Raw genomic sequence first — 25,518 nt, 5'->3', positions numbered from 1 at the left:
ATGGACAAGTACGCTATGCGGGACACTTCTTTAAGGTATGGGATAGTTATAACCTAGCTCAATACGAGTTTCGTTCAGGCTCTTTCTCCCAAGAGGCACGAGGCCGTTGGTACTTCAATATTGTCGTAGAAGTACCCAATATTGAATTGACTGCTACGGGCGAAGTCGGCATCGATCTAGGTCTAAAAGACACTGCGACCTGTAGCAATGGGGATAAATTAGAGCGTGGTGATTTCTATCGAGAGCTAGAACCTAAACTAGGCAAAGCTCAAAAGGCTAAGCAAAAGAAACGGGTAAAGGCTATCCATGCTCAGATCAAAAATAGGCGCTTAGAGGTTATCCATCAATTTTCCAATAAAGTCGTGAAAGCAAACGGCTTAATCATCATTGGCAACGTGAGCAGCTCTGGCCTCGCTAAAACTAACATGGCNAANTCNGTTTTAGATGCGGGTTGGTTTATGCTCAAAACACAACTGAAATATAAAGCGAGTGCGCGGTCGGGTGTGTTTCTAGAAGTCAATGAAAAGTACACTACCCAGACTTGTTCGTGTTGCGGCTGTATCAGCCCTAATAGTCCGAAAGGTAGAGCGGGTCTTGGAATAAGAGAATGGTCTTGCCCTGAGTGTGGGGTGCTGCATGATAGAGATATTAATGCCGCAAAGAACATTCTTGCGCTCGGACATGAGCGTCTGGCAGCAGGAATCCCCGTCCTTTAGGTCGGGGAGGATGTCAATAGTTTGAATAGATTATTTATTCCGGTGGATGCTTACCTACTGAAAAAAGAATAGCTCTGAGATTCTGCAGGGCAATCCGATTTAATTGCAGCGCTTCTACAGTAGCTCGTCCGGTGGGTGTTAAACCTAAAATCAGCGTGTACTCTTCATTCCAAGCAAAATGCTCTGCCCAATTATGTTTTCTAGGATGGTACAGATCCACCATAGTATTAGTAGGAGGGTCAATAGCTTGAGTTTTATTGTATTTATGCCCATTACACCCAGCACAAGCGAGAGCTAAATTATCTAGTTCAGTTACACCACCTAGAGAGCGTGGATAAATATGTTCAACGCTAAAGGACTGCGGAGAAAACTGAGCTTGACTGAGACAATACTCACAACAACCCTTAGCTCTATCACCTACTAATTGACGGATTTGTTGTGTCACACGTTGATCAGGCATAGTCGGGTGTCCTAATGCCTAAGTTTTGCATCAGTGTGGTAATCGATATTTGGCGTATAAAAGCTAGTTTGGTCAGGGCCTGCATACGTACTACATTGAGCTGTTCTAGTTGGTCGTTTAATTTGAGTAGTTCCTGATGTTCTTCCGGTGTCAGGGTCTCTTCTTGGCGTTTTTGTTCTAGTTGCGTCCAGCGTTTTTGTTCTTGAGCGGGTAAGCCTTGATTAATGTGGGTTAGTAGTTGTACTTCAGTCGTGGGAATACTAGGCGCTTTGAGTTTGGCTCTGAGAGTGAGTACTTTAGCAACAAAGGCCTCTAGGTCATTAGCCGGTAGATTAGCGACACTGTGTAATAGTTGTTCAGTTGAAACCTCAGAGGTAATTTTAACAGTAGGCATAATCACGAACCTCATATGGATAATCGTTTGATTATAACACTCAAATGAGTGAGGGCGGATGTTTTAAAAGGGCGTTAGATAGGTTGAAAGCCCTTAGTAGAAGTGAGAGCTATCTGTTAAAGCATTAACCCTGGTCGTGACTTGACTAGGGCATTGCGCCATAATCGCCGCTTTTTATCCCATGAGGCGATGATATGTGGTTTAAAAATCTCTATCTCTATCGATTACCGGCTGAGTTCACCCTCAATGTGGAGGATTTACCTGATCAATTAGCAGGCCAAGCCTTTCAAGGCTGTGGTAGCGATCAACATGAAAGTACGGGCTGGGTGTCCCCGTTTGGGCGCGAATCTGAACAATTAGCCCTAGTGACTCAGGGCTATGTGCTGGTACGTATGGCGCATCAAGAGCGTATTTTGCCCTCCTCAGTGATTAAAGAAGAACTAGAGGAGCGAGTCCAAGCACTGGAGGAGAAAGATAATCGTAAGGTAGGCACCCGTGAGAAAAAGACCTTACGTGAGCAGATTGAATTTGAATTACTCCCCCGCGCCTTTACCCGTACCCGCCAATTAGATGCATGGATTGATCTGGCGAATGGTTGGATGGTGGTGAATACCTCTAGCCCTAATCAAGCCGAGCGCTTGACGAGTTTATTACGTAATACTATTGGTAGCTTACCCGTGACCTTGTGGTCGGCAGGTAATAAATTGCCCGTGTTAATGACGCAATGGATTAAAGATAATCAAGCACCTGCTCCGTTTTTATTAGGGGATGAGTGTGAGTTACGCGCACCTGGTGAGGCGGGGGCAGTTGCGGTGTTTAAAAAGCACGAACTTAATACCGAAGAGGTAATGAGTAATCTCAATGCGGGTAAGGTCGCGGCAAAACTCATGCTCACTTGGGCGGATAAAATGAGCTTTATTCTCACCGATACCCTGCAAATTAAGCGTGTGAAATTTCTTGATCTACTGACGGAGCGTCTGGACGACAGCAATGCTGAAACCTATGCCGAGCAATTAGATATTGAGTTTGCGCTTATGACGGGTGAGGTGAGTTTATTACTTCAGGATCTCGCGCAATGTTTAGGGAGCGAAACTCTGGCTCCATAGAGTTTCCTCTTCGCTAGTGGCTTGATAATCAGGTTTCCAACGATAAATCTTTAAATTAACCTTCCCATTATCTTGAAACACGATGCCTTCGGATTCTAATAATAAACGTTGATGATGGGCGCTATCCGACGAGAGCTTACCTAGACTCAGGCTACCTTGGGCATTGATCACTCGTTGCCAAGGTAGGTCTGAATCGTGGGGTAAGGCATGTAAAGCATTCCCCACCATTCGCGCATGGCGTGGTAGGCCTATCATGCGTGCAATATCTCCATAGGTCGCTACTTTACCTAGAGGAATATCCTGCACCTGGCGGTAAATTTGTTGATAATAATTAAGCGTTGTTTGAGCATTATGCGGCATATTGGGTATCGATTAACTGGTGAAGGGCTGCATTATAGTATGCTCTAACGCGTGTCATTTACAGCCAAACCGCTACTTACACTTGCCCAAAGTGAGTAGGCTCACCTAAGATAGCCATTCTTGCTATACAATACTTTAGGGGTTAACGGCGTGCGTTTATCGGTTGAAGAGTACCGTCATTGGTCACATAAAAAAGTTACGCTCTTAGGCATGTCAGGCGTGGGGAAAACTCACCTATCAGGTATGTTACGTCAGCATAACTGGTTTCATTATTCGGGGGATTATCGTATTGGGGCGCGTTATTTAGACGAAGCAATTCTCGATATGATTAAAGAGCAGGCCATGCAAGTACCCTTTTTGCGCGATCTGTTACGCAAAGATTGGATTTACATCCGCAATAATATCACCGTCGATGATTTAGGGCCGGTATTAGCCTTTGTGGGAAAACTCGGTAATCCTAGTCTAGGTGGTGTTGCCTTAAACGATTTTGTGCGACGTCAGGCACAATATCGTGAGGCCGAAATTAAGGCTATGCTAGATGTACCGGAGTTTATTCAAAAAGCTCATACCATCTATGGCTACGAGCATTTTGTCAATGATGTGGGGGGGAGTCTTTGCGAATTAGATCAGCCCGGTATTATTGAGTTATTAGCCGAGCACACCCTGATTCTGTATATTCAAGTGACCACTAAAGCTGAAGAGCAAAAGCTGATTGATCGCGCTAAAAGTGATCCTAAACCCTTGTATTATCGCCCCGACTTTTTACAGCAGCAATTGGCTATTTATTTACAAGAGCAAGGTTTGCCCCATGCTGAGGCTCTAGTGCCGGATGATTTTACTCGCTGGGTATTTCCGCGTTTATTCCATTCACGGCTGCCGCGTTATGAAGCGATTGCGCGGGATTATGGCTATACCGTCACCTCCGAAGAAGTGGCTGCGGTCAAAAATGAGGCCGATTTTAATAGATTAATTGAAAGCGCACTTGCGCGTAGTAAGAGTTAAACGATTCCATGCCTGTTGTTGCCCATTCTCAGTTGCCTGCCTTTGAGCGTTTACGTGAAGAAGGCCATGTGGTGCTCGATGAAAGTCGGGCGGCTCATCAAGATATTCGTGAACTGCATATTGGTTTATTGAATATGATGCCAGATGCTGCATTGATGGCAACCGAGCGGCAATTTATTCGTTTAATTAGTGCCTCTAACTTAATTGCTCAGTTTCATGTGCATGTATTTACTTTGCCTAGTATTGTGCGTGGTGAGAAGGCGCGGGCTTATATTGAGCAGTACTATGAAACCTTTGCCGACTTACGCCGCGAGGGTTTGGATGCTCTCATTCTAAGCGGTGCTGCACCAGTCGCTCCGAATCTTAATGAGGAGCCTTATTGGCAGGAGTTAGTGGAAGTCATTGAGTGGGCGAATGAGCATGTCACGACCACCCTATGCTCCTGTTTGGCAACGCATGCAGTAGTCGAGCATTTATATGGTTTAAAACGCCAGCGCTTACCAGAGGGGAAATGTTGGGGCGTATTCTCTCACACCCTAACAGCACCAGAGCATCCTTTGATATCGAATCTTAATACGCAGTTTGATACCCCGCATTCACGTTTTAATGATGTCAGTCGGGCAGCATTTGAGTCAAAAGGCTTAAAAGTATTGGTGGAGAGTCAAAAGGCGGGGGTGCATATTGCAGTCAGTCCTGATTTATTTCGCTGGATTTTTCTGCAAGGCCATCCTGAATACGATCGAGCGAGCCTATTAAAAGAATATAAGCGTGATATTACTCGTTGGCATGCAGGGCAATATAAAGTTTGCCCCCCCATTCCTTATCGCATGTTGGATGAGCGTTTAACTCCACTCTTAAATGATTTTGCACATCGGGTCGCAGACGCTAAAATTAATAATAGCCCTATGCCCGATTTGCCAGAGACGTTGCTTTGGGGAGGTATTCATAATACGTGGGGAGATACCGCCAAAGCTTTGTTTAGCAATTGGATCGGCAAAATGTATCAAGTCACGCATCATGAGCGTAATATTCCTTTTATGGCGGGTATAGACCCTCATGACCCCTTAGGATTGATAGGAAAGTAAGCATAATGCTACGCTGGCTATTAAGAATTACGACCTTAGTACTCTTTAGCATTAGTGCCTATACGGCACTGAGTTATTGGCGGTATGATGAGTATGCTATTGATGCGGCTCGATTATTTAGCCAGCAAATTACTCCTGAAATACTCAGAGAGAAGGTTGATGCGGCGATTGCGGCAAATCGACCGGATGAGGCACGTTTATATTTACAACTCGGTCAAACTTTTGGTGTATCCCTGAATCAATCGCGCTATGATGCTGCTTTGCAAGCCTTAGATTCGCCATTTAATCATGCTACGCGCACTGTGACCGAGTTCACGAATGGCTTTTTAGATGGCTCAGCAGAAACAGAGGCGGGGGTGATCGGGGCTATTGCATCCGATTTTACGGTGATTGGAGATGTGCGTGATTTGTGGGAGCAGTATAGTTTATACACTCAAAATCAGCCTACCAATGACTTAGTAGTGGCCTTAGCTGGTGTCGGTGTTGGGCTAACAGCCGCTACTGTGGTGAGTGTTGGTTCGTCCAGTCCTGTAAAGGCTGGTGTGTCTACCTTAAAAATAGCGACCCGTACCGGACGTTTAACCCCGCGCTTTCAAGCCTATTTGACGCGTCAGGCGAGTAATGTATTTGACACTAGGGCTTTTTTGCACAGTGCTAAACAGGAACAAAATTTTGAAGGGATTACCCGTGCTGTGCGTGATGCTTATCACCCCGCCGCCGTTGAAACCTTATCTGGACTCGCTACACGGGCTAATACCATACGCCAAGCGAGTTCATTACTAGATACTGTTCATTTATTGCAGTATGTTGAGAGTGCGGATGATTTGCGGCGCTTAGAAAAGCTCACCGTCAAATACGGCTCTAAAACTAAAGGTATTATGCTCTTACTAGGTAGGAGTGCCATAGGCACGATACGTGTGCTACGGCGTACTACAGAACTAGTAGTGAGTTTAATGTCTACTTTACTATCGTTTTTAGGTATGTTACTGGTCTGGCGCCGCTAACTTACATGTAATTCTACCGCAGGAATAAAAGGAGGATGGGCTATGCAAGAAGATAAAGATAACCCACGTTATGTCAGTCGTTTAACTCGTGATACTTTAGCACTCGTTTTAGCGGGTGGGCGTGGTTCGCGTCTGTATGAGATGACAGATCGCCGTGCTAAGCCCGCTGTTTATTTTGGTGGAAAATTCCGCATTATTGATTTCCCTCTCTCTAACTGTGTGAACTCCGGTATTCGCCGTATTGGTGTACTTACACAATATAAAGCCCACTCCTTGATTCGTCATATTATGCGCGGTTGGTCAAGCTTCCGTAGTGAGCTAGGTGAGTTCGTCGAAGTATTACCAGCCTCACAACGTACCGATGGTGATTGGTATCAAGGTACTGCCGATGCGATTTATCAAAATCTTGATATTGTTGCCACGCTACGTCCTAAGTATGTATTAGTCTTATCAGGCGATCATATTTACAAAATGGACTATGGGCAAATGCTGGCGTTTCACGTTGAAAAAGGGGCGGATATGACCGTTTCTTGTGTCGGCGTATCGCTCGAAGATGCTAAAGGCTTTGGGGTGATGAATGTCGATGAGAACCATCGTGTTGTAAGCTTTGATGAAAAGCCTGCTGAACCTAAACCAATGCCCGGCTCGGATAGTGTTGCGTTGGCGTCTATGGGTAACTATATTTTCAATACTGACTTCTTATTCGAGCAGTTGCAAAAAGATGCGGAAAATCCTAATTCTAGCCGTGATTTTGGCAAGGATATTATTCCCGGATTATTGGATAGCCATAAAGTCTATGCCTATCCGTTTAAAGATCCTGTCACAGGTGAACAACCTTATTGGCGCGATGTGGGAACGGTGGATGCATTCTGGGAAGCCAATATGGAATTGGTCTCTATCCAGCCCGAATTAAACTTATATGACGAGAGTTGGCCTATTTTGACTCATCATCGTCAGCTACCCTCGGCTAAATTCGTTTTCCATGAGCCAGGACGGGAAGGTAAGGCATTAAGCTCTATCGTATCAGCCGGTTGTGTGATTTCAGGGGCAGATGTACGCAATTCTTTATTGTTCTCGAATGTTAAAGTGCATTCTTATGCACAAGTGCGCGATTCGGTTATTTTACCTGAGGTAGATATTGGACGGCATTGCCGCATTTATCGTGCGATAATTGATCGTGGCTGTGTCATTCCAGAAGGTATGGTGATTGGTGAAAATCACGAGGAAGATGCAAAACGTTTCCGTGTGACCGCTAAAGGGATTACCTTGGTAACGCCCGATATGCTAGGTCAAAAAGGCCCTGCTAGCGTAGGTTAGCATAGGGTTTTTGCTAGAGAGCGTACTTGTACGCTCTCGATGACCGAAAGTGATCTGCTTTACCACAGTCTCTCTTCTGAGGCGTCTATGGCAATTGGAATGGGACAGCGGGAACAGGCGATAACGGACTATTTACGTGCTCTAACCAAACTGAGCTACAGACGTTTTCACATCTGGATGGACTCGAACCACCGACCACGCGATTATGAGTCGAAGTAACCGTCATCTACACCACGCTGATTAACCGGGAACTATCGCAAGCAGCACAGAAAGGTTATACCAAAAATAACGAAGTAACTGCTTACTAGACCACGGAAATATTTTTATACCATAAGTTTAATGTTATTAAAATAATAAATTTCAAACCTATTAATTGTCAGTCTGTCCCTCTAGCACAACGGTCAAGTAATAGATCCCTACGAAAAATATTCCATGCTATTATCAATCTGACGATTTTAACCTAAGGAGGCATCTCATCATGCCTATTATACAGCCACAGGTTTCTAGTACAGATTTATTACACAGTGCCGAGCATCTACCTCTAGAAGAACTAGAGCAATTCGTTGCTAAAGTTATTGCGTTACGCGCCCGCCGAGTGGCAAAAAGCTTAAGTACTCAAGAAAGCAAGTTATTGACTCTAATCAACCACCCTGTTCCTGTGAATCTACAACAGCGCTACGATGAGTTAACTATTAAACAAGGTCGAATAGGTTTAGATCAACAAGAAATATCTGAGCGTATACAAATAATTGAAAAAATTGAGAGTTTTGATGCAGAACGCTTGCAGCATTTAGCGACTTTAGCCCGGTTGCGTCAGATATCCCTGCCTCAGTTAATGCATGACTTAGGTATTCAGCAGCCCGATTATGTCTGAGTATATTGCTAAAGCCTTACGGCTTAAGGTGGCTGAACGAGCCAAAGGTTGTTGTGAGTATTGTTGGAGCCAAGCACTGTATGCGACACAATCCTTTTCAATTGATCATATATTTCCTGTAAGTTTAGGTGGTATAACGGAGGCAGATAATCTGGCGTTATCCTGCCAAGGTTGTAATAGCCATAAGTCTAATAAGCTTGAGGCCTATGATCCTATTACCCAACAAAGTACAGAGCTATATAATCCACGCAAGCATTTATGGAGTGAGCATTTTAGTTGGAGTGATGATTATCTATTGATTATTGGATTAACCCCTGTAGGGCGGGGGGCTGTAGAGGCGTTGCATTTAAACCGTGCTCCATTATTGAATTTACGTCGAGTACTTTATGCAATGGGTGAGCATCCGCCTGTCATTTCTTGATATTTATTAGTGCTGGCTATAGCTTTGAAGTATAGACTCTAAACCCATGCCCAAAACCGCCCACTTGCAATTACCCAATGGTCAGACTGTTGATATCCAATTACAGTTATCTGCCCGTAATCAGTACATACGTCTGAGCTTTAGCGCCCGCAACGTTTTGCGTGTTTCTGGTCCTAGCTATTGCACTCATCAGCAGCTATTGGAGTTTGCCCGCCAACAGGGTGAGCAAATTGTACAATGGTTACAGGTAGCGGAAGCTAGGCAGTTGCAAGACAGTACCTCTGAACTATTGCCGCAGCAACTGGAGTTACAGGCTATCAATAAGACTATACCCGTGGAATATCGAGCTAAAGCGGGCGATCGTCTGACCCTTACTCTTAAGGATGGCGGGCTATTGATAGAAGGCTCTATCGATGATCCGAAGTCATGCCAGACACTGTTACAGCGTTGGCTGCTGAAAATGGCACATCACCATTTGCCACAACAACTGGCTCAAGTGGCGGAGGAAATTGGCCTTCGTTATACCAAAGTGGCAGTTCGCAATCAGCGCGGACGTTGGGGGAGTTGTAACAGTTATCATTACATCAGTCTTAATGCCAAGCTGTTATTTCTACCACCGGAACTAGTGCATTATGTGTTGGTACATGAGCTTTGCCACACAGTACACCCCAATCATTCGCCTGCTTTTTGGGAGCTGGTCAGTCGTTTTGAGCCAAAGCTGAAACAGATACGACAGCAAATGAAACAAACTGCTCAATGGATACCAAGCTGGGTTTGAAGTAGCACCATAATACTTATTTCAATACTTTATTTACTGCACAAATCGTAAGTCGGTGATATCATTTTAATTAAATAAACTCTAGACAAATCAATATATTTTCGTCTTATTAAAAGGCGGCATAGATATATAAGAGCTACCTAATAAAAGAGTAAATAAAATTAGAGGATGTATTATGGCAAAAGTAAAAGTAGAAAAAGGACGAGCAACCATCAATAATTTACCACAAGGTATTGAAGTAATTATTCCGTCTAAAAAAAGATATTTCATGATTGTTTTCTTATCATTTTGGCTTTTTGGATGGTTCTTTGGTGAGCTGGGCGCAATCAAGAATCTCCTAGATTGGGAGGATAAATTACCCAATCTTTTTATGATTGTTTGGCTTTGTGGTTGGACAGTGGGTGGGGCATTTGCCATTGTGACATGGTTCTACAATGTAAAGGGTAAAGAAGTAGTAAGAATTGATGGGCAAGAATTAAAATATGTAAGGGATTTTTTTCTATTTAAACGCTCGAAAGAATATGATGTGATAAATATAAAAGATCTTCGAGTAAACCTTAATAGTTCAAATAATAATGGTATAGAATATTTGGGAATTAGTGGTGGAACTATTGCTTTTGATTATGGGCGTAGCACTCATGTATTTGGTACAGGTTTAGATGAAGCAGAGGCTAAGCATATTATCCAAACAATTAAAAATCGATATAAAAACCTCTAACAAAATACCTCAACTAGTATTCATTAGCCTAGACTAAAGCCTCCCCATAATCCTATTATGAAGGAGGCTTTGAAGCTAATTACACAATTTTCTTCATAGCGGTCATATAGCCGCGTAATTCCTCGCCTACAATCTCAACGGAGTGATTGCGGATGATAGAATTAATTTGTACTAATAATTGGTTATCAACACCATTATCTTTCACACTTAAACCCTTACCAATCACATCAGACTTAATGCCTTTCATGAAAGGAGCGAGTAATGGACGGGCGGCTTGGTCGAATAAATAGCAACCGTATTCCGCCGTGTCAGAGATAACCACATTCATTTCATACAACTTGCGACGTGCAATGGTATTCGCAATCAATGGGGTTTCATGGAGTGATTCGTAGTAAGCAGACTCTTCTACAATACCCGCATGAACCATGGTTTCATACGCGAGTTCTACCCCAGCACGTACCATAGCGACCATTAGAATACCTTTGTCAAAGTACTCTTGTTCGCTAATTGGCTCACTCGTAGCGGCTTGCTTTTCAAATGCTGTTTCAGCAGTAGCTGCACGCCAGCGGTGTAGATCGTAGTCATCCTTAGCCCAATCCGCCATCATGGTGCTAGAGAATTTACCGGACATAATATCGTCTTGATGCTTTTGGAACAGCGGACGCATAATGTCTTTTAATTGCTCAGACAATTCAAACGCTTTCACCTTAGCTGGATTGCTTAAGCGATCCATCATATTGGTAATACCACCGTGCTTTAAGGCTTCGGTGACGGTTTCCCAACCGTATTGTACCAATTTAGCGGCGTAAGCAGGCTCAATCCCTTCTTCGATCATTTTGTCATAGCAAAGAATCGAACCGGTTTGGAGCATGCCACAGAGAATAGTTTGCTCACCCATGAGGTCAGATTTTACTTCTGCGATAGGCGAGGATTCCAATACACCTGCACGATGTCCGCCAGTCGCTGCTGCTAAGGCTTTTGCAATGCGCAAACCATCGCCATTAGGATCATTTTCACGGTGTACTGCAATCAGGGTAGGGACACCAAAGCCGCGTACATATTCGGCACGTACTTCTGAACCTGGACATTTAGGGCACATTAAAGTGACAGTAATGTCTTTACGAATTTGCATGCCTTCTTCTACGAGATTGAAACCGTGTGCATAGTCAAGGCAAGCACCGGATTTCATTAAAGGCATAATGGCATTCACAACAGAGGTGTGTTGCTTATCAGGAGTCAGATTCATCACGATATCAGCACTGGGAATCAGCTCCTCGTAGGTGCCGACTTTAAAACCGTTTTCAGTGGCGTTTTTCCATGATTTGCGTTTTTCAGCGATGGCTTCAGGGCGTAGCGCGTAGCTCACATTCAGGCCGCTGTCACGCATATTTAAACCTTGATTCAGGCCTTGAGCACCACAGCCGACAATAACGATCTTTTTGTCACGGATGTAATCAATACCTTCTGCAAATTCCTCAGACTCCATAAAGCGGCACTTGCCTAGCTCTTCTAATTGAACACGCAATGGCAAGGTGTTGAAATAATTCTGACCCATGTCAGCTAACTCCCAATTCGGAATAGAATGATAGATTGAACAGCGCACTTTAATAGAACAGCAGCACTACGTAAACAGCTATCTACGTTTCAAGGATACTCGCTTAGGGTTGATCAATTTAGGATAGGCACTCACGAAGGTGTAAGGGATAGGGAGGGGATAGGAAACTGCTGACTACTGGGTTCTAGTTCAAAATAATTGCTTGGAATAGTAAATAACTGCGGGTCTAGGGGAGCTACTTTAATCTCAGCCAGTTCTTCTACCGTATTTTGTACCATATTATGACTACTCAACACTAAACTAGCCTCAAAAATTAGGCTACTGAGATTGACAGTAATTTTGGGTTGTTCTTGGATATAGGCAGCTTCTTCAGAGAGTTGATTCATAAAATCAAATAGGGCATGAAGCTGCTCAAAATCGTGGGTATTGATCACAGTGTGAGGTGCATAACAAAAGGTGCGTAGGAGTTGAGTACGTATTTTAAAATGAGCTATTTTACAAGGCTTGCCTAAGATCATGTCGGTGCGTTGTTCGTATTCAACGGTGATGGTGGGGCGCGGAATTTTGAGCATCTTCTCCGCTTGTTCGAGGCGCTTTAAGGCGATTACGCGCTGCGGTAGCGGTAATTCTTCAATTTGCTGCTTGAGCTGTTGAGTGAATTGTTGTTGCATGGTGGCTAAGTATTGAGTGCGAGAGCGTAGAGTTTCTAAGGTATTCACGACATAGGTCTGGGTTTTAGGATCAACCATCAGTAAGGTTTGAGTATCATGGTCATAAATGAGGTAAAGCTGACCTCCATTGCGTTCCATGCGAACCTTAGACCCCTGAATTTGAATAATGGTTGGATTGCCGAATACACTATTAGCCTGATGGGTATAGATTAATTCGGTATCAGCCAAGAGCGAGTCATGGTATAAACACAGGCTCATAACTGTAAGAAAACAGAACAGACGGTGGTACATCAGCACAATAGTAACTTCCGTAATGTATTGGGGGGGTGTGGCAGGCACTCATTAAGCGTGGCTGAGTATAAAATATACAATAAAATAGCTAATCTTGCTCAATAGATGCGTAAAATGCTTAGCAATAGGTATGCCGCTTAACATTAGTGTAAAATTTTTCTGGAGCCAGTTTGAAGTAGTTCATCAATAGGAGATATTTCACTGGTATGGCTAAAGATTTTTAAAGATAAAGATCGTTTTGACAACGAGTGAGATAAAACTTGACTCAACATTCAACACAACAACCACAAACCATTGAACATCAGTCGCGTCAATCGGTGTGGGTATACGGTTTTAAAGGAGTGATGTGGGTGTTCTCCTTAGTGAGTAAGATATTTCGGATTGGCTTTGTAGCAGCGCTAATTATTGGCTTATTGGCGCTGATCGTATACGCCATGCAATTAGATGAGCAGGTTAAAAACCAATTTGAGGGCAAACGTTGGGAGTTGCCAGCACGTGTTTTTGCGCGTCCCTTGGAGCTATTCAAAGGCCAAGTATTATATGCAGATCACCTAGAGCGTGAGCTTAAATTACTGGGTTATCGTCAAGTCGAAGAGGTCGCTGAAACGGGGCAATATTTACGTCAGAACAATACCTTTGATTTATATAGTCGAGGTTTTGAGTTTGCAGATGATCGTGAGGCCGGACGCCATATTAAACTGGTGATCAATAAGGGTAAAATCAGCGAGCTACAAGAAATAGGTAAGGGCGAAGTCGCACAAATGCGGGTGGAGCCACTATTAATTGGTAATTTTTATCCGCGCAAAAATGAAGACCGTATTCTAGTCCATCATAGAGATATGTCTCCGGTACTACTCAATGGCTTGATTGCCGTGGAGGATCGCCGTTTTTATGAGCATAAAGGGGTTAATCCACTGGCTATTGCGCGTGCCATGCTGGCGAATATGAGAGCCGGCGAAGCGGTGCAGGGCGGGAGTACGATTACCCAACAATTGGTGAAAAACTTTTATCTTAGTAATGAGCGCAAACTAGAACGTAAGCTTAAAGAAGCGCTGATGGCAGTATTACTAGAACTACATTACTCCAAAAACGAAATTCTCGAAGCCTACCTCAATGAAATTCACCTGGGTCAAGATGGGGGGCGGGCGATTCATGGCTTTGGTATGGCGGCGCAATTTTATTTTAACCGCCCAATCAAAGAGTTAAAGCCAGAGCAGATTGCCATGTTAATTGGTTTAGCTAAGGGTGCTATTTACTACAATCCCCGTAAATACCCTGAGCGTGCTTTAGAGCGTCGTAATTTAGTCTTGACGGTCATGGAGCAAGAAAAGGTGATTACGCCAGAGGCTGCCGCAGAAGCACGGGCTAGACCACTAGGTATTGCAGCACTTCAGCCGAGTTCAGGAGCAAGTCCCTTCCCAGCCTATCTTGATCTAGTGCGGGAACAATTAAAGCGTGATTATCGTGAAGAGGATGTGCGTAGTGAAGGTTTGCTAATTTTCACGTCCATGGATCCTATTGTGCAGCTCATGGCAGAAAATATTCTCATTAAGCGTGTTGAGCAATTAGAACGTGCGGGGCGTATTACTAAAGGTATGCTCAATGGGGTAATGCTGATTAGTACGGTACAAGGGGGGGAGGTCATAGCATTAGTCGGGGGGCGTAATGTGCGCTATCCAGGCTATAACCGCGCCTTAATGTCTAAGCGTCAGATTGGTTCCTTGGTAAAGCCAGCGATTTATCTAGCTGCCCTTGAAAACCCCGGTAAATATACCCTAGCTACCCGCATTAATGATGGCCCTGTGACGGTAAAATTAGGAAAAAGTAAATTCTGGGAGCCGGGCAATTACGATAAAAAGCATATGGGGTATGTAACCTTATTCAAAAGCCTGAGCTTATCCCGTAATACTCCTGCCGTGAGGGTAGGGGTGGATGTGGGTTTAGAGCGGGTGACTCAAGTCTTAAAAGGCTTAGGGATTACCACGCCCATTCCTCAATACCCCTCGATTTTATTAGGGGCGCTAGAGATGAGTCCTATGGATGTACAGCAAATGTACCATACCATAGCGGCGGGCGGCTCATACTCACCACTACGGGTTATTCGCGGTGTTATGAATGAGGGGTCTGGTCAAGTATTAACCCGTTATCCTTTAACCGTGCAGCAAGCAGCGAAACCAGAGTCGGTTGAATTACTCACCTTCGGTATGAATGGTGTCACCACTGTAGGTTCGGCTAGAGCTTTACAAAGCTATCTCCCTGCATGGAAACGAGTAGCCGGTAAAACGGGTACAACTAATGATAAAAAAGATAGCTGGTTTGCTGGTTTTTCAGGTGAACATGTCATCACCGTATGGGTGGGACGTGATGATAATAAGGAAACTAATTTAACTGGTAGCACGGGAGCCTTAAAGGTTTGGGGCGATATGATGAAAGTGCTCCCTAGTAACCCATTACGTCTAGCGCAATCTTCACGTTTGGTATGGGCGGATGTTGATTCAGATACCGGACAACGTTTTAATCCAGCTTGTGGTACAGCAGTGCGCATGCCTTTTGCTAAGGGTAGTGCACCTAACCAAACCAGAGCCTGTGATATACCTATACCTACTGTGCCTAGTGGCGAGGAGGATGCTCCTCAACCTGCTAGACCTGCTCCTGCTACACGTCAGGCACAATCTGCTGGGACTCGTCCCGCACAGCCAGTGACACGTCCTGCTGCTGCACAGCCTCCGGTGACACGACCCGCACCCGTGCAGCGTCCGGCGACTCCGCCACCTCAACCTCGTCGCCCGGCACCTGCTCCTAGCGAAGGTGGTTGGGTTGATGAATTAATGCAATAGGGATCACTATGAATAAGTTACAACCAAAGGATCATTTGCGTTTAGCCGCTGTTATTGTTGTAGCATTAGGCTTACAGGCCTGTGCTCCAGCACCTATGCCGCCTGTTGCTACCGATTCGGTAGCAATTGATGCCTATCCCGACTCGAATACTAATAGTAATTATGTCGAGCCAACTAATCAGACCTATTATGATGAAGAAACCGAGGAATATTATACCGAAACCCCTGTTCCGGATGATTACCAGCCACCTATACCAACACCTATTCCGGCACCAGTAGTTGCTCCAAGGCCACGACCTGTTCCTGCCCCTGTGGTGGTAGCCCCTAAGCCGGTTAAAAAGCCACCTGTGGTCAATACTATTATTGCCAAGTCCACTACCCGTCCTTTACAGGATTTGGGGAGCGTACAGGTAGAAACTTTGGATTTAAAACGTCCTATTACGGCTACACCAACTCCTAGCCCAGCACGTCCTGTACCCGCACCGGTTCCCCGTCCTGCTGCTACATCGACCCCGCCGCTAGTCACCGAGCGGACTACACGCACGGATACACCTCCTGCTCCGCGTCCTGCGATTGCGCCACGGGCTTATCCCTTATCACCTGCTGCTGGTAGCTTATTAGAGTCGGCACGTAATGAGGCCAGTCGGAATAATTTAGGTCGAGCCGGTGAGCTAATGGAACGCGCCCTAAGAATTGAGCCTAGTAACCCCACGCTCTGGATGCAACTTGCTCAGTTTAGAAAACAGCAGGGCGATATGGCTCAAGCAGTGGCTATGGCGAAAAAAGCGGCTCAAGTTCAACCCGATGATCCAGGTTTAGAGCGCCAAACGTGGTCATTTATTGCCGATATTTATCGTGCTACGGGTAATCAAGCCGGCTTAGCGGAGGCTATGTCATATCTGTGAGTGGCGTAAATAAGGCTAAAGAGACCCCAGCAGAGATAACCATTGACCTAGAGCAATGGTTATCCGATGAGGGCGTGTTTGCCAAAGCGATTACAGGTTTTCAAGTACGTCCGCAGCAAAAAGCCATGGCCTTGGCGATTCAAGAAGCGATTCAAACCACTCGCACCGCGATTATTGAAGCGGGTACGGGAGTGGGTAAGACCTTTGCCTATCTTTTGCCCGCGTTAGCCTCAGGGCAGCGGGTCATTATTTCTACCGGTAGCAAAACCCTACAAGATCAACTCTATTTAAAAGATTTGCCCTTAGTGCGTAAGGTACTGAATAAGGGGTTGAAAACCGCTTTATTAAAAGGACGTTCCAACTATTTATGCTTACAGCGCTTAGAGTTAACCGAACGCGAGGGGCTATTTAATGACCGCCGATCCGTAGGTCATTTAGCGCGGGTTAAAAATTGGTCTGGTATATCTAGGACAGGTGATATCGCAGAACTGACGACAGTACCGCGAGATGCCGAAATTTGGGGGCGAGTCACTTCAACGATTGATAGCTGTTTGGGAGCCGATTGTGAATATTATGAAGATTGTCACGTGGTCGTAGCACGGCGTACTGCACAAGAGGCGGATGTGGTGGTGGTAAACCACCATTTGTTTTTTGCAGATCTGGCTTTAAAAGATAAAGGCTTTGCTGAGCTATTGCCGCAGGCTAATGTGGTGATCTTAGATGAAGCACATCAATTGCCAGATATTGCTTCGGATTTCTTTAGTACTACGTTTAGTAGTCGGCAAGTCTTGGATTGGGTTAGAGATACACGGACTGAGGTGCTGTTGAATGCGGCTGATTTAGTTAAGGTACGCAATGAGTTACAAGCCTTAGAAAAGCAAGTGCAAGATTTACGTTTAGCCATGGATACACCCGGGCAAAGAGCACCTTGGGCTAAGCTGCGTGATGAGCCTAGCATTGCTCAGCAGATGGTATTACTCCAAACCACTATTGCAACATTACAAGCAGAGCTTGGAGTCGTGGCGGAGCGGAGTAAAGAGCTAGCGCTGAGTTTAGAGCGCCTGAATGAGTTCCAAGATACCTTAAACCTATTGCAAACGGAGCAGGATAATAGCGTTCAGTGGTATGAAACCTTTACCCGTGGCTTTAGTTTAACCGTGACCCCGCTGAATGTAGCAGCTCCCTTGCAGCAAGTGATGCAAGAATTGCCGTGTACGTGGGTGATGACTTCAGCCACTTTATCGGTGGGGGGAGGGTTTGAGCATTTTAGTCAACGGATGGGGCTAAGTGGTGAGGTGAGTACCTTACAACTCGATAGTCCTTTTGATTATTGGCATAACTCACTTTTGTACTTACCAGCAGGTTTACCAGAGCCGCAAGATGCCGACTTTATGGATTTAATGCTGGAGGCTGCTATTCCGGTAATTAATGCCTGTGGTGGGCGCACTTTTATGCTATTTACTAGTTATCGTGCTTTAAATGAGGCCGCTGAGCGACTCAAGGATAGAATTGAATTTCCAATTCTAATCCAAGGGCAGACGTCTCAGCGGGATTTGATTGAAAAGTTTCGAGAATTAGGTAATGCCGTATTATTAGGTACGGCTTCTTTTTGGGAAGGGGTTGATATTCGGGGTGAGGCACTGAGCTGTGTGATTATTGATAAATTACCTTTTGCCTCACCGAGTGATCCGGTGTTAGTGGCGCGTATGGATGCTATTCGCCAAGCCGGAGGTAGTCCTTTTGAAGAATATCAACTTCCACAAGCTGTGATTGCTTTAAAGCAAGGAGTAGGGCGCTTGATTCGAGATCAACACGATCGAGGGGTACTGATGCTGTGTGATACACGGCTACAGACTCGCCGTTATGGTCAAGTATTTTTAGATAGTTTACCGCGTATGCCGCGTACTCAAAGACTTGAGGTCGTACAACGCTTTTTTAGCAAATCATGATATTAGCGCTTGATACCTCTAGTGAGGCTTGTTCGGCTGCCGTTTGGACGCCGAATGGTTGCTTTAGTCGTTTTGAATTAACGCCTAAAGCTCATACCCAGTTGATTTTGCCTATGATTGAACAAGTACTCTTAGAGGCAAATGTAACCTTACAACAAATTGAGGCGATAGCCTTTGGTTGTGGCCCTGGGGCTTTTACTGGAGTAAGAATTGCCACGGGTGTGGCTCAAGGCTTAGCTTTAGCCGCCGATAAACGTCTTATTCCGGTATCGACCTTAGCTGCCATGGCTCAGCAGGCGTATCAAACGCAACAAGCTGAGCAGGTCTTAGTCGCCTTGGATGCCCGTATGGGAGAGGTTTATTGGGGTAGTTATGGCCTGATTGATGGCAGAATGCAGCCATTAATGGCGGAATGTGTGATTGCTCCTAATGATGCACCTTTACCTCCAGCAGTAGCCTCCTCTTGGGTGGGTGTTGGAAATGGTTGGCGTCAATACGAGGCGTTATTAATGCCGCGTTTTGTGAATTATTTAACAGACATACAAACGGATTGTTTGCCTAATGCGACCTATGTGGCACAACTCGCCGTTTATGCCTATCAACAAGGTGAATTAATAGACCCTGCTCTAGTAGAGCCGGTCTATTTGCGTAACAAAGTAGCATTGACCACTTTGGAACGTACTGCACTCAAACCATAGCAGTTCACCTAGCATGGAAAACCTATTAATGAAACGGATAACTACTTTATCCTACACCTTTGGAGCAGCCCTGACGGTTGCAACGACACAGACCGCTTTTGCCGATGCAGCGGTTGATTTTGATCAGTTCACGACTGCCCGTGCGACGAAAGCGGTACAATCTGCGCCTCAATTTGCAGGGTCAAATGGGGCAACAACCTCTCGTAGAGGGTGTTTAGGCTATGATGCAGCGCGTTTACGTGAGAAAGCAGCGCCTTTTCATGACACCATTATGTTGTATGCTAATCGTTATGGTGTGGATCATAATCTAATCAAATCCGTGATTGCAGTAGAGTCTTGTTACAATATTACTGCGAGGTCGCCTAAAAGCGCTCAAGGTCTGATGCAGCTTATTCCGGCAACAGCCGAGCGTTTTGGAATCAGTAATCCTAATGATAGTACCCAAAATATTCGTGGGGGCGCACGCTATTTGGCATGGCTGATTGCACGCTTTAAGGGTGATGTGAGTAAAGCATTAGCCGGCTACAATGCGGGGGAAGGTTCGGTAGATAAATACGGTGGTATCCCTCCGTACCGCGAAACCCAAAATTATGTGGTTAATGTCTTAGGGCTATATCAGCGCTTAAGCAATAAAACCACGCCTACGGTCATGGCTTCCGCTACTCAAGCGTTACAGCAAGATCTAGAGGGGATTTCTGCGGAGTTGACCGCTGTGCTGCGAGGTGATGCTACTTTACCTAGTATGCCGCCTGCTGATGTCGCTACGGCCTCTAATGTCACTGTACCTGAACCTGATGCGCCGCGTGATTCCACGGCTGAGATTGAGCAAGCGGCGGCTAAAGCGGCTGCCTTAGCGGCAAGTCCTACCCTTGATTCACCCCTATTACAGCGCAATTTAGCTCAAGCTGAGCCTGCTCCACAGCCGCGTCGTGCGCCAGCACCCGCCGCCAATCGCCAAGCGAGAGTGATTCCAGTAGTGGCACATAATACTTTAAATCCAACGCGAGTTGATGCAGCGAATGAATTAGCCGCACGAGTCATTGATGGATTGATTCAAGGCGGGCCACCGATCCGTCATGGGCAGGCCGTTATTCAAGCCCAAACGACTCAGCAGCGCAATAATAATAATCGTAATAACCCTAAAGCGGTGCCGGTGCAAGCCAATAGAGCTAATCAGCGCTCTGTGAATCCTAATGTGGCAAGAGCACAAGCTCAACAAAGAGCCCAGCAAGCCAGACGCGCTAATGTGGCTCCTGTGCGAGTTAATATGCCACCGCAACGAGTTTCTCATACCTATGTCACTGCTTTATCTAAGCCCGGACGAGGTGGGTGGAATGTGAATCGAGCGCGTGCTCCGGGTTTATATAAACAATAAGAATAGGTATGATAGCTATATAGGCGTAGCGAGGCTGTATATTTCAATGGTTTATTTATCTTAAAAGCAAGACAATCTATCATGGCAGCTTGGGCTAACTCGAAAAATAAAATGAGGCTGACGTATAATGTTTGAGTTTTTTAAAGCGGGCGGTATGGTCATGTGGCCTTTATTGCTTTGTTCTATAGTCGCCATGGCTATCATTATTGAGCGTTTCTGGGCTTTACGCTCCTCGAAAATTATTTCAGTTGAAGATATCGATCGTGCTCGTAAGATGGCCGCTAGTGGCAAAATTACCGAGCCTATGCTGGAAGCTTTAAATAATAGTTCGATTATGAGCAAGGTGCTAGCTACAGGTTTAGCTAGTAGTAGTGCGCCGCGCCATATTATGAAGGAAAATATTGAAGAAGCCGGCAGGCACGCCGTACACGGTATGGAGCGCTATCTCAATGCACTAGGTACGATTGCGACTGTTTCGCCGTTATTAGGCCTATTAGGCACGGTATTGGGCATGATTGGTGTGTTTGGCGCGATTAATAAGGCCGGTTTGGGGAATCCAGCCTTATTAGCCGGGGGAATTTCAGAGGCCTTGATTACTACGGTAGCGGGCTTAGTCGTGGCGATTCCCGCCTTGATCTTCTACCGCTATTTCAAAAGCCGGGTGGATGGCTATGTGGTGCGTATGGAGCAAGAGGCGCTGAAATTAGTAGAAATTACTAATAATAATCGCACAGCTAATAGCACAGCACCTAAAGCCGCTGGATCCGCTCCTGCATCGGCGGTGAGTGCGGCAGAAAGTGCTCTACAAGCAGCGCGTGCAGCACGTTTAAGGGGGCAAGAGGCATGAACTTTAGAAACCGCTCTAAAGAAGATTTAGGCATTGATCTAACACCTTTAGTCGATGTGGTGTTTATGCTTTTGATCTTTTTTATGGTCACCTCTACCTTTGATCGCACCTCGAATCTTAAAATCGAATTACCCACCACGAATGTTAATGCTACAGCACCGATTAAAGATAAGCTGGAGTTATTAATCGATGGACAGGGACGCTATTATGTCAATGGGCGTGAGGTATTGAATAATCAGCCTGAAACCTTATTTCAGGCGATGACTCAGGCATTAAATGAAATGCCCGAAGTACCTGCTTTGGTGATTTCAGCCGATGCTAATGCGACCCATCAATCCGTCGTCACTGCGATGGAAATTGCCGGGCGCTTGGGGTTGACTAACTTTTCCATCGCCACCTCACAATCGGCGCGTAAAACACCAGCACAATAAAGGATAACCATGCCACAGGCCAGTATGACTGGGCTATCAGTTTATAAGCGCTTAGCAAAATACTCCCTTCCTTATTGGCGTTACTTATTACTGGCGGTGGTAGGGTTAATTATTAGTGCGAGTACCCAACCGCTATTCGCCGCTATTATGGGACCTTTATTAGATAAGGCTATTTTACAGCGTGATCCTGCTGTGATTAGCTGGCTGCCGTTTGGGATTATGGGGATTTTTCTCCTGCGTGGTGTGACTATGTTTATGTCTAGTTACTACATGGGGCTAGTAGGGCGTTTAATTACCCAAACCATTCGCAATCAAGTGTTTAATCAGGTATTAGCTTTACCCATTCGCTATTTCGAGCAAACCACTAGCGGAAAGCTAATGTCCCATATTTTGTATTATACTGATCAAGTGGCATCCGCCGGAACGCGTGGAATAGCCAGTCTTATTCAAGATTCCGCTACGGTTATTGGTTTATTAGCGTTAATGTTTTATCGCAGTTGGCAATTAACCCTAGGGGTATTGCTCATTGTGCCTTTAATTGCCCTCATTGTTATGTATGCCACGAAACGGTTACGCCGTATTAGCCATGCCGTACAAGACTCCATGAGTGATGTAACGCAGATTACCCATGAAGTATTAAATGGACATAAAGTGATTCGTCTGTTTAATGGTGAGTCATTTGAATCTGAGCGTTTTGCTAAAGCGAATCAGCGTAATATGCAATTGCAAATGAAGCGCATGGTGACGGAGCTATTAAGTACCCCGCTTGTACAGTTTCTAGTGGCAACGGCTTTGGCGGCGATTGTATTTCTCGCCACTCGTGAAAGTACCTTAGAAACCTTATCACCCGGTACTTTTATGTCATTTGTTATGGCGATGATTTTAATTTTAGCCCCTTTGCGCAGTCTCACTCAATTAGGCGCACAATTACAAACCGCTATTGCAGCAGGTGAAAGTTTATTTAAATTATTAGATAGCCCCACTGAACCTGATAACGGTACACAAACACTTGAAAAATGTGCGGGTAAAGTAGTATTTGATCAAGTCAGTTTTATTTATCCCGATACCGAAAAAAAGGTATTAAATACTATTAGCTTTAGTGTTGATGCGGGTAAGAAAATCGCATTAGTAGGGCGTTCGGGTAGTGGTAAAACTACATTAGTGAGTTTAATTCCACGCTTTTATCCAGAGTATAGTGGTGATATTTATTTAGATGATATTAATCTCAAGGATTTAACGCTACATAGTTTACGTAGCCAAATTGCTTATGTCGGGCAAGAGATAGTCCTATTTAATGATACGGTGCGGAATAATATTGCTTACGGCACGATGCAAAGTGCGAGTGATGAGGCTATTTGGGCTGCAGCTGAGGCAGCTTATGCTAGTGATTTTATTAAACAATTGCCGCAAGGTTTGAATACGATTATTGGTGATAATGGGGTATTGCTCTCCGGTGGTCAGCGCCAGCGTTTATCCATTGCGCGTGCGATTTTAGCCAATGCACCGATTCTAATTTTAGATGAAGCCACCTCCGCATTAGATACCGAATCAGAGCGCCATATTCAAGCGGCTTTAGAGCAATTACTTGAAAATCGTACCACTTTTATGATTGCCCATCGTTTATCGACGATTGAAAATGCCGATCATATTTTAGTATTACAAGACGGTAATATTATTGAGCAAGGTACACATACGGAGTTACTAAAACAACAAGGTGCCTATAGTCGTTTGCATAGTTTGCAATTTAAGGATGAGCTATTAGCTCATGGCTAGTATTAAATTACTCACTACCCAATTTTTTGAGTCCATTTGGTATCAACCTAAAGCACCTTTTTGGGCTAAATTAATCTTTAAGCCCTTAGAGTTAATATATTGCTATTTAAGTACCCATCAGCGCTTACATACTATCCCGACTAAGCATCCTATACCGATTATAGTGATTGGTAATTTAACCGTAGGTGGTACAGGGAAAACTCCACTATTAATTCATTTAGTCCAGCTATTACAAAAACAGGGTTTTCAGCCAGCGGTAATTAGTCGCGGCTATGCTGTCACAAAGCCCTTAGTTGAGCCTCTTATTATAAAAAGCACTACTTTACCCATAGAGGCGGGGGACGAGCCGGTATTAATTTATCAACGTACTCAAATACCCGTTTGTGTTTTTCCTAAACGGAATGCAGCTATTAAAAAGCTATTAGAACACTATCCGAGCTGTAATGTTATTTTAAGTGATGATGGTTTGCAGCACACTAGTATGGGGCGTGATATTGAAATAGTGGTAATTGATGGTGAGCGTTTATTAGGGAATCAGCATTGTTTACCCTTAGGGCCTTTACGTGAATCCGTAGAGCGTCTTAATCAAATTGATTTTAAAGTGGTGAATGGTGGTAGCAGTAATTTAGGTTTTAAGATGCACATAGTGGGTAAAACACTTTACTCGCTAAAGGATAAAAGCATTTGTCCTTTAGCTGATTTTGCCCCTAAAACGGTTAATGTGGTGACAGGTATTGGTAATCCAGAGCGTTTTTTAATGACCTTGCGCCAAGCCGGTTTACAGCCTATTTTAAAGCGTTTTCCGGATCATCATGCTTTTGAGGCCAATGATTTTTTATTAGATAATGACTATCCCATACTAATGACGGAAAAAGATGCCGTTAAATGCCATCATTTAGCGCTGAGTAATGCGTGGTATTTGCCTATTACCCTAGCAATTGATCCTGTGTTTGAAGAGTTATTATTGCAACGTTTACAGGAGGTTAGTACACAATGCAAAAGCAATTATTAGCGATTTTAGTCTGCCCCGTCACTAAAGGGCCATTGGTCTATAATAAGGACGCGCAAGAATTAATTTCTTATTCGGCTCGTTTGGCTTATCCCATTAAGGACGGGGTGCCGATGCTATTAGAGGAAGAGGCGCGTGCTTTGACGAGTGATGAATTAGAGCAGCGTTTATCATGAGTCATGGCGTTGTTGTGGTCATTCCGGCTCGTTTTGCCTCTACACGCTTTCCGGGCAAACCTTTGCATGTATTAGCCGGAAAGCCCTTAATTCAACATGTGTATGAGCGGGCTAAAGCACTCGAAAATCAGGTGGATGCGATTATAGTCGCTACCGACCACGCGGGCATACGTGCGACTTGTGAAGGTTTTGGTGCGACGGTGTGCATGACAGCCACTACCCATGCGACAGGCAGTGATCGCCTTGCGGAGGTGGCGGCTCACTATCAATGGTCGGATCAGACGATTGTGGTGAATTTACAAGGGGATGAGCCACTGACGCCCTTGGTCAATTTAGAGCAGCTTATTGCGAATATGCAGCGTTATCCAGAGGTGGCTATCGCGACTTTAGCGACACCGATTCAGTCCTTAGAGGAGTTTAATAATCCTAATTGTGTTAAGGTAGTGCGCGATAATGCTGGCAAAGCACTTTATTTTAGTCGCGCATCTATTCCGCATCAGCGCGATGGTTGGGATTTGGCCTTATCTGATTATGCCTTGCGCCATATTGGTATGTATGCCTATCGAGTCAGCTTTCTCAAAGCCTATCCTCAGCTACAACCTGTGATCTTAGAGTCATTGGAAAAACTAGAGCAGCTACGTGCTTTAGCCAATGGTTTTAGTATTCATGTCGACATAGCGCAAGAAAATCCCGGTATGGGTGTGGATACCCCGGCGGATGCTCTAACTATAGAAAATCTATTAAATTGTTAACAATTTTGATGATT

At 44.8% G+C, this 25,518-nt stretch carries 26 protein-coding genes; 21 read left to right on the top strand and 5 right to left on the bottom strand.

What is annotated here, in order from left to right:
• On the top strand, positions 1 to 716 hold a 716-nt coding region (locus tag A3IK_RS0109380; RefSeq protein WP_020559730.1), incomplete at its 5' end, for an RNA-guided endonuclease InsQ/TnpB family protein.
• A gap of 34 nt (positions 717 to 750) precedes the next feature.
• Here A3IK_RS0109380 and A3IK_RS0109375 read toward each other — a convergent pair.
• A complete protein-coding gene (locus A3IK_RS0109375; RefSeq protein WP_020559729.1) occupies positions 751 to 1,176 on the bottom strand; it encodes an HNH endonuclease in 426 nt (141 codons plus the stop codon).
• Positions 1,169 to 1,570: a hypothetical protein gene (locus A3IK_RS0109370; RefSeq protein ID WP_020559728.1), complete on the bottom strand. Its 402-nt coding sequence runs from the start codon at positions 1,568 to 1,570 to the stop codon at positions 1,169 to 1,171. Before A3IK_RS0109370 ends, A3IK_RS0109375 begins: the two co-directional genes overlap by 8 nt.
• 194 nt (positions 1,571 to 1,764) lie before the next feature.
• Here A3IK_RS0109370 and A3IK_RS0109365 point away from each other — a divergent pair, with 194 nt between their 5' ends.
• Positions 1,765 to 2,676, top strand: a complete 912-nt coding sequence (locus A3IK_RS0109365; RefSeq protein ID WP_020559727.1) for a recombination-associated protein RdgC — start codon at positions 1,765 to 1,767, stop codon at positions 2,674 to 2,676.
• Here A3IK_RS0109365 and A3IK_RS19040 read toward each other — a convergent pair.
• Positions 2,650 to 3,036, bottom strand: coding sequence for an MGMT family protein (locus A3IK_RS19040; RefSeq protein ID WP_020559726.1), 387 nt, complete (start codon positions 3,034 to 3,036; stop codon positions 2,650 to 2,652). The genes A3IK_RS0109365 and A3IK_RS19040 overlap by 27 nt on opposite strands.
• A 150-nt stretch (positions 3,037 to 3,186) precedes the next feature.
• On the opposite strand from A3IK_RS19040, the gene A3IK_RS0109355 reads away from it, so the two are divergent.
• The 8 genes from A3IK_RS0109355 (at position 3,187) to A3IK_RS0109320 (ending at position 10,235) form a co-directional block, all read left to right on the top strand.
• Complete coding sequence (locus tag A3IK_RS0109355; protein WP_020559725.1) at positions 3,187 to 4,038, top strand: hypothetical protein; 852 nt, start codon at positions 3,187 to 3,189, stop codon at positions 4,036 to 4,038.
• 8 nt (positions 4,039 to 4,046) lie between these two features.
• Entirely contained in the window at positions 4,047 to 5,123 is a 1,077-nt protein-coding gene (gene metA, locus A3IK_RS0109350; protein WP_020559724.1) for a homoserine O-succinyltransferase MetA, read from the top strand.
• Between the two features lie 5 nt (positions 5,124 to 5,128).
• The gene (locus A3IK_RS0109345; RefSeq protein ID WP_020559723.1) at positions 5,129 to 6,127 is read left to right on the top strand and encodes a hypothetical protein; all 999 of its coding nucleotides are present in this window, start codon (positions 5,129 to 5,131) and stop codon (positions 6,125 to 6,127) included.
• A gap of 42 nt (positions 6,128 to 6,169) precedes the next feature.
• Positions 6,170 to 7,444, top strand: coding sequence for a glucose-1-phosphate adenylyltransferase (gene glgC, locus A3IK_RS0109340; RefSeq protein WP_020559722.1), 1,275 nt, complete (start codon positions 6,170 to 6,172; stop codon positions 7,442 to 7,444).
• 478 nt (positions 7,445 to 7,922) lie between these two features.
• A complete protein-coding gene (locus tag A3IK_RS0109335; RefSeq protein WP_020559721.1) occupies positions 7,923 to 8,318 on the top strand; it encodes a hypothetical protein in 396 nt (131 codons plus the stop codon).
• Complete coding sequence (locus A3IK_RS0109330; protein WP_020559720.1) at positions 8,311 to 8,739, top strand: HNH endonuclease; 429 nt, start codon at positions 8,311 to 8,313, stop codon at positions 8,737 to 8,739. Before A3IK_RS0109335 ends, A3IK_RS0109330 begins: the two co-directional genes overlap by 8 nt.
• Positions 8,740 to 8,785: 46 nt before the next feature.
• Positions 8,786 to 9,517 (top strand): M48 family metallopeptidase, encoded by a 732-nt coding sequence (locus A3IK_RS19035; RefSeq protein WP_020559719.1) that lies wholly within the window; start codon positions 8,786 to 8,788, stop codon positions 9,515 to 9,517.
• 175 nt (positions 9,518 to 9,692) lie between these two features.
• Entirely contained in the window at positions 9,693 to 10,235 is a 543-nt protein-coding gene (locus tag A3IK_RS0109320; protein ID WP_020559718.1) for a hypothetical protein, read from the top strand.
• 79 nt (positions 10,236 to 10,314) lie between these two features.
• Here the strand turns inward: A3IK_RS0109320 and ilvC are convergent, their stop codons facing one another.
• Entirely contained in the window at positions 10,315 to 11,790 is a 1,476-nt protein-coding gene (gene ilvC / locus A3IK_RS0109315; RefSeq protein ID WP_020559717.1) for a ketol-acid reductoisomerase, read from the bottom strand.
• Positions 11,791 to 11,921: 131 nt separating this feature from the next.
• Positions 11,922 to 12,719, bottom strand: coding sequence for a hypothetical protein (locus tag A3IK_RS0109310; protein ID WP_162596632.1), 798 nt, complete (start codon positions 12,717 to 12,719; stop codon positions 11,922 to 11,924).
• Positions 12,720 to 13,012: 293 nt separating this feature from the next.
• Here A3IK_RS0109310 and mrcB point away from each other — a divergent pair, with 293 nt between their 5' ends.
• From mrcB to kdsB, 11 genes are all read left to right on the top strand, one after another.
• Entirely contained in the window at positions 13,013 to 15,589 is a 2,577-nt protein-coding gene (mrcB, locus tag A3IK_RS0109305; protein WP_281167271.1) for a penicillin-binding protein 1B, read from the top strand.
• An 8-nt stretch (positions 15,590 to 15,597) separates the two neighbouring features.
• Positions 15,598 to 16,494 (top strand): tetratricopeptide repeat protein, encoded by an 897-nt coding sequence (locus A3IK_RS20295; RefSeq protein ID WP_020559714.1) that lies wholly within the window; start codon positions 15,598 to 15,600, stop codon positions 16,492 to 16,494.
• A complete protein-coding gene (gene yoaA / locus A3IK_RS0109295; protein ID WP_020559713.1) occupies positions 16,491 to 18,443 on the top strand; it encodes a DNA repair helicase YoaA in 1,953 nt (650 codons plus the stop codon). The genes A3IK_RS20295 and yoaA overlap by 4 nt, the downstream gene beginning before the upstream one ends.
• Positions 18,440 to 19,141 carry a tRNA (adenosine(37)-N6)-threonylcarbamoyltransferase complex dimerization subunit type 1 TsaB gene (gene tsaB / locus A3IK_RS0109290; protein ID WP_020559712.1) on the top strand — a complete coding sequence of 234 codons (702 nt, stop codon included), beginning with the start codon at positions 18,440 to 18,442 and terminating at the stop codon, positions 19,139 to 19,141. Before yoaA ends, tsaB begins: the two co-directional genes overlap by 4 nt.
• Before the next feature lie 28 nt (positions 19,142 to 19,169).
• Complete coding sequence (locus A3IK_RS20290) at positions 19,170 to 20,516, top strand: lytic transglycosylase domain-containing protein (protein WP_211209430.1); 1,347 nt, start codon at positions 19,170 to 19,172, stop codon at positions 20,514 to 20,516.
• Between the two features lie 127 nt (positions 20,517 to 20,643).
• Positions 20,644 to 21,363 carry a MotA/TolQ/ExbB proton channel family protein gene (locus A3IK_RS0109280; protein ID WP_020559710.1) on the top strand — a complete coding sequence of 240 codons (720 nt, stop codon included), beginning with the start codon at positions 20,644 to 20,646 and terminating at the stop codon, positions 21,361 to 21,363.
• Entirely contained in the window at positions 21,360 to 21,794 is a 435-nt protein-coding gene (locus A3IK_RS0109275; RefSeq protein ID WP_020559709.1) for an ExbD/TolR family protein, read from the top strand. The genes A3IK_RS0109280 and A3IK_RS0109275 overlap by 4 nt, the downstream gene beginning before the upstream one ends.
• 9 nt (positions 21,795 to 21,803) lie before the next feature.
• Positions 21,804 to 23,567: a lipid A export permease/ATP-binding protein MsbA gene (msbA, locus tag A3IK_RS0109270; protein WP_020559708.1), complete on the top strand. Its 1,764-nt coding sequence runs from the start codon at positions 21,804 to 21,806 to the stop codon at positions 23,565 to 23,567.
• The gene (gene lpxK / locus A3IK_RS19020; RefSeq protein WP_020559707.1) at positions 23,560 to 24,579 is read left to right on the top strand and encodes a tetraacyldisaccharide 4'-kinase; all 1,020 of its coding nucleotides are present in this window, start codon (positions 23,560 to 23,562) and stop codon (positions 24,577 to 24,579) included. The genes msbA and lpxK overlap by 8 nt, the downstream gene beginning before the upstream one ends.
• Positions 24,561 to 24,752 carry a Trm112 family protein gene (locus A3IK_RS0109260; protein ID WP_020559706.1) on the top strand — a complete coding sequence of 64 codons (192 nt, stop codon included), beginning with the start codon at positions 24,561 to 24,563 and terminating at the stop codon, positions 24,750 to 24,752. The genes lpxK and A3IK_RS0109260 overlap by 19 nt, the downstream gene beginning before the upstream one ends.
• Positions 24,749 to 25,504: a 3-deoxy-manno-octulosonate cytidylyltransferase gene (gene kdsB / locus A3IK_RS0109255; RefSeq protein ID WP_020559705.1), complete on the top strand. Its 756-nt coding sequence runs from the start codon at positions 24,749 to 24,751 to the stop codon at positions 25,502 to 25,504. Before A3IK_RS0109260 ends, kdsB begins: the two co-directional genes overlap by 4 nt.
• Positions 25,505 to 25,518 lie beyond the last annotated feature (14 nt).

The organism is Thiofilum flexile DSM 14609, from assembly GCF_000380185.1.
Lineage (GTDB): Bacteria > Pseudomonadota > Gammaproteobacteria > Thiotrichales > Thiotrichaceae > Thiofilum > Thiofilum flexile.
Note: the sequence above shows the minus strand (reverse complement) of the source record. Positions and strands in the feature narration are given on the sequence as shown.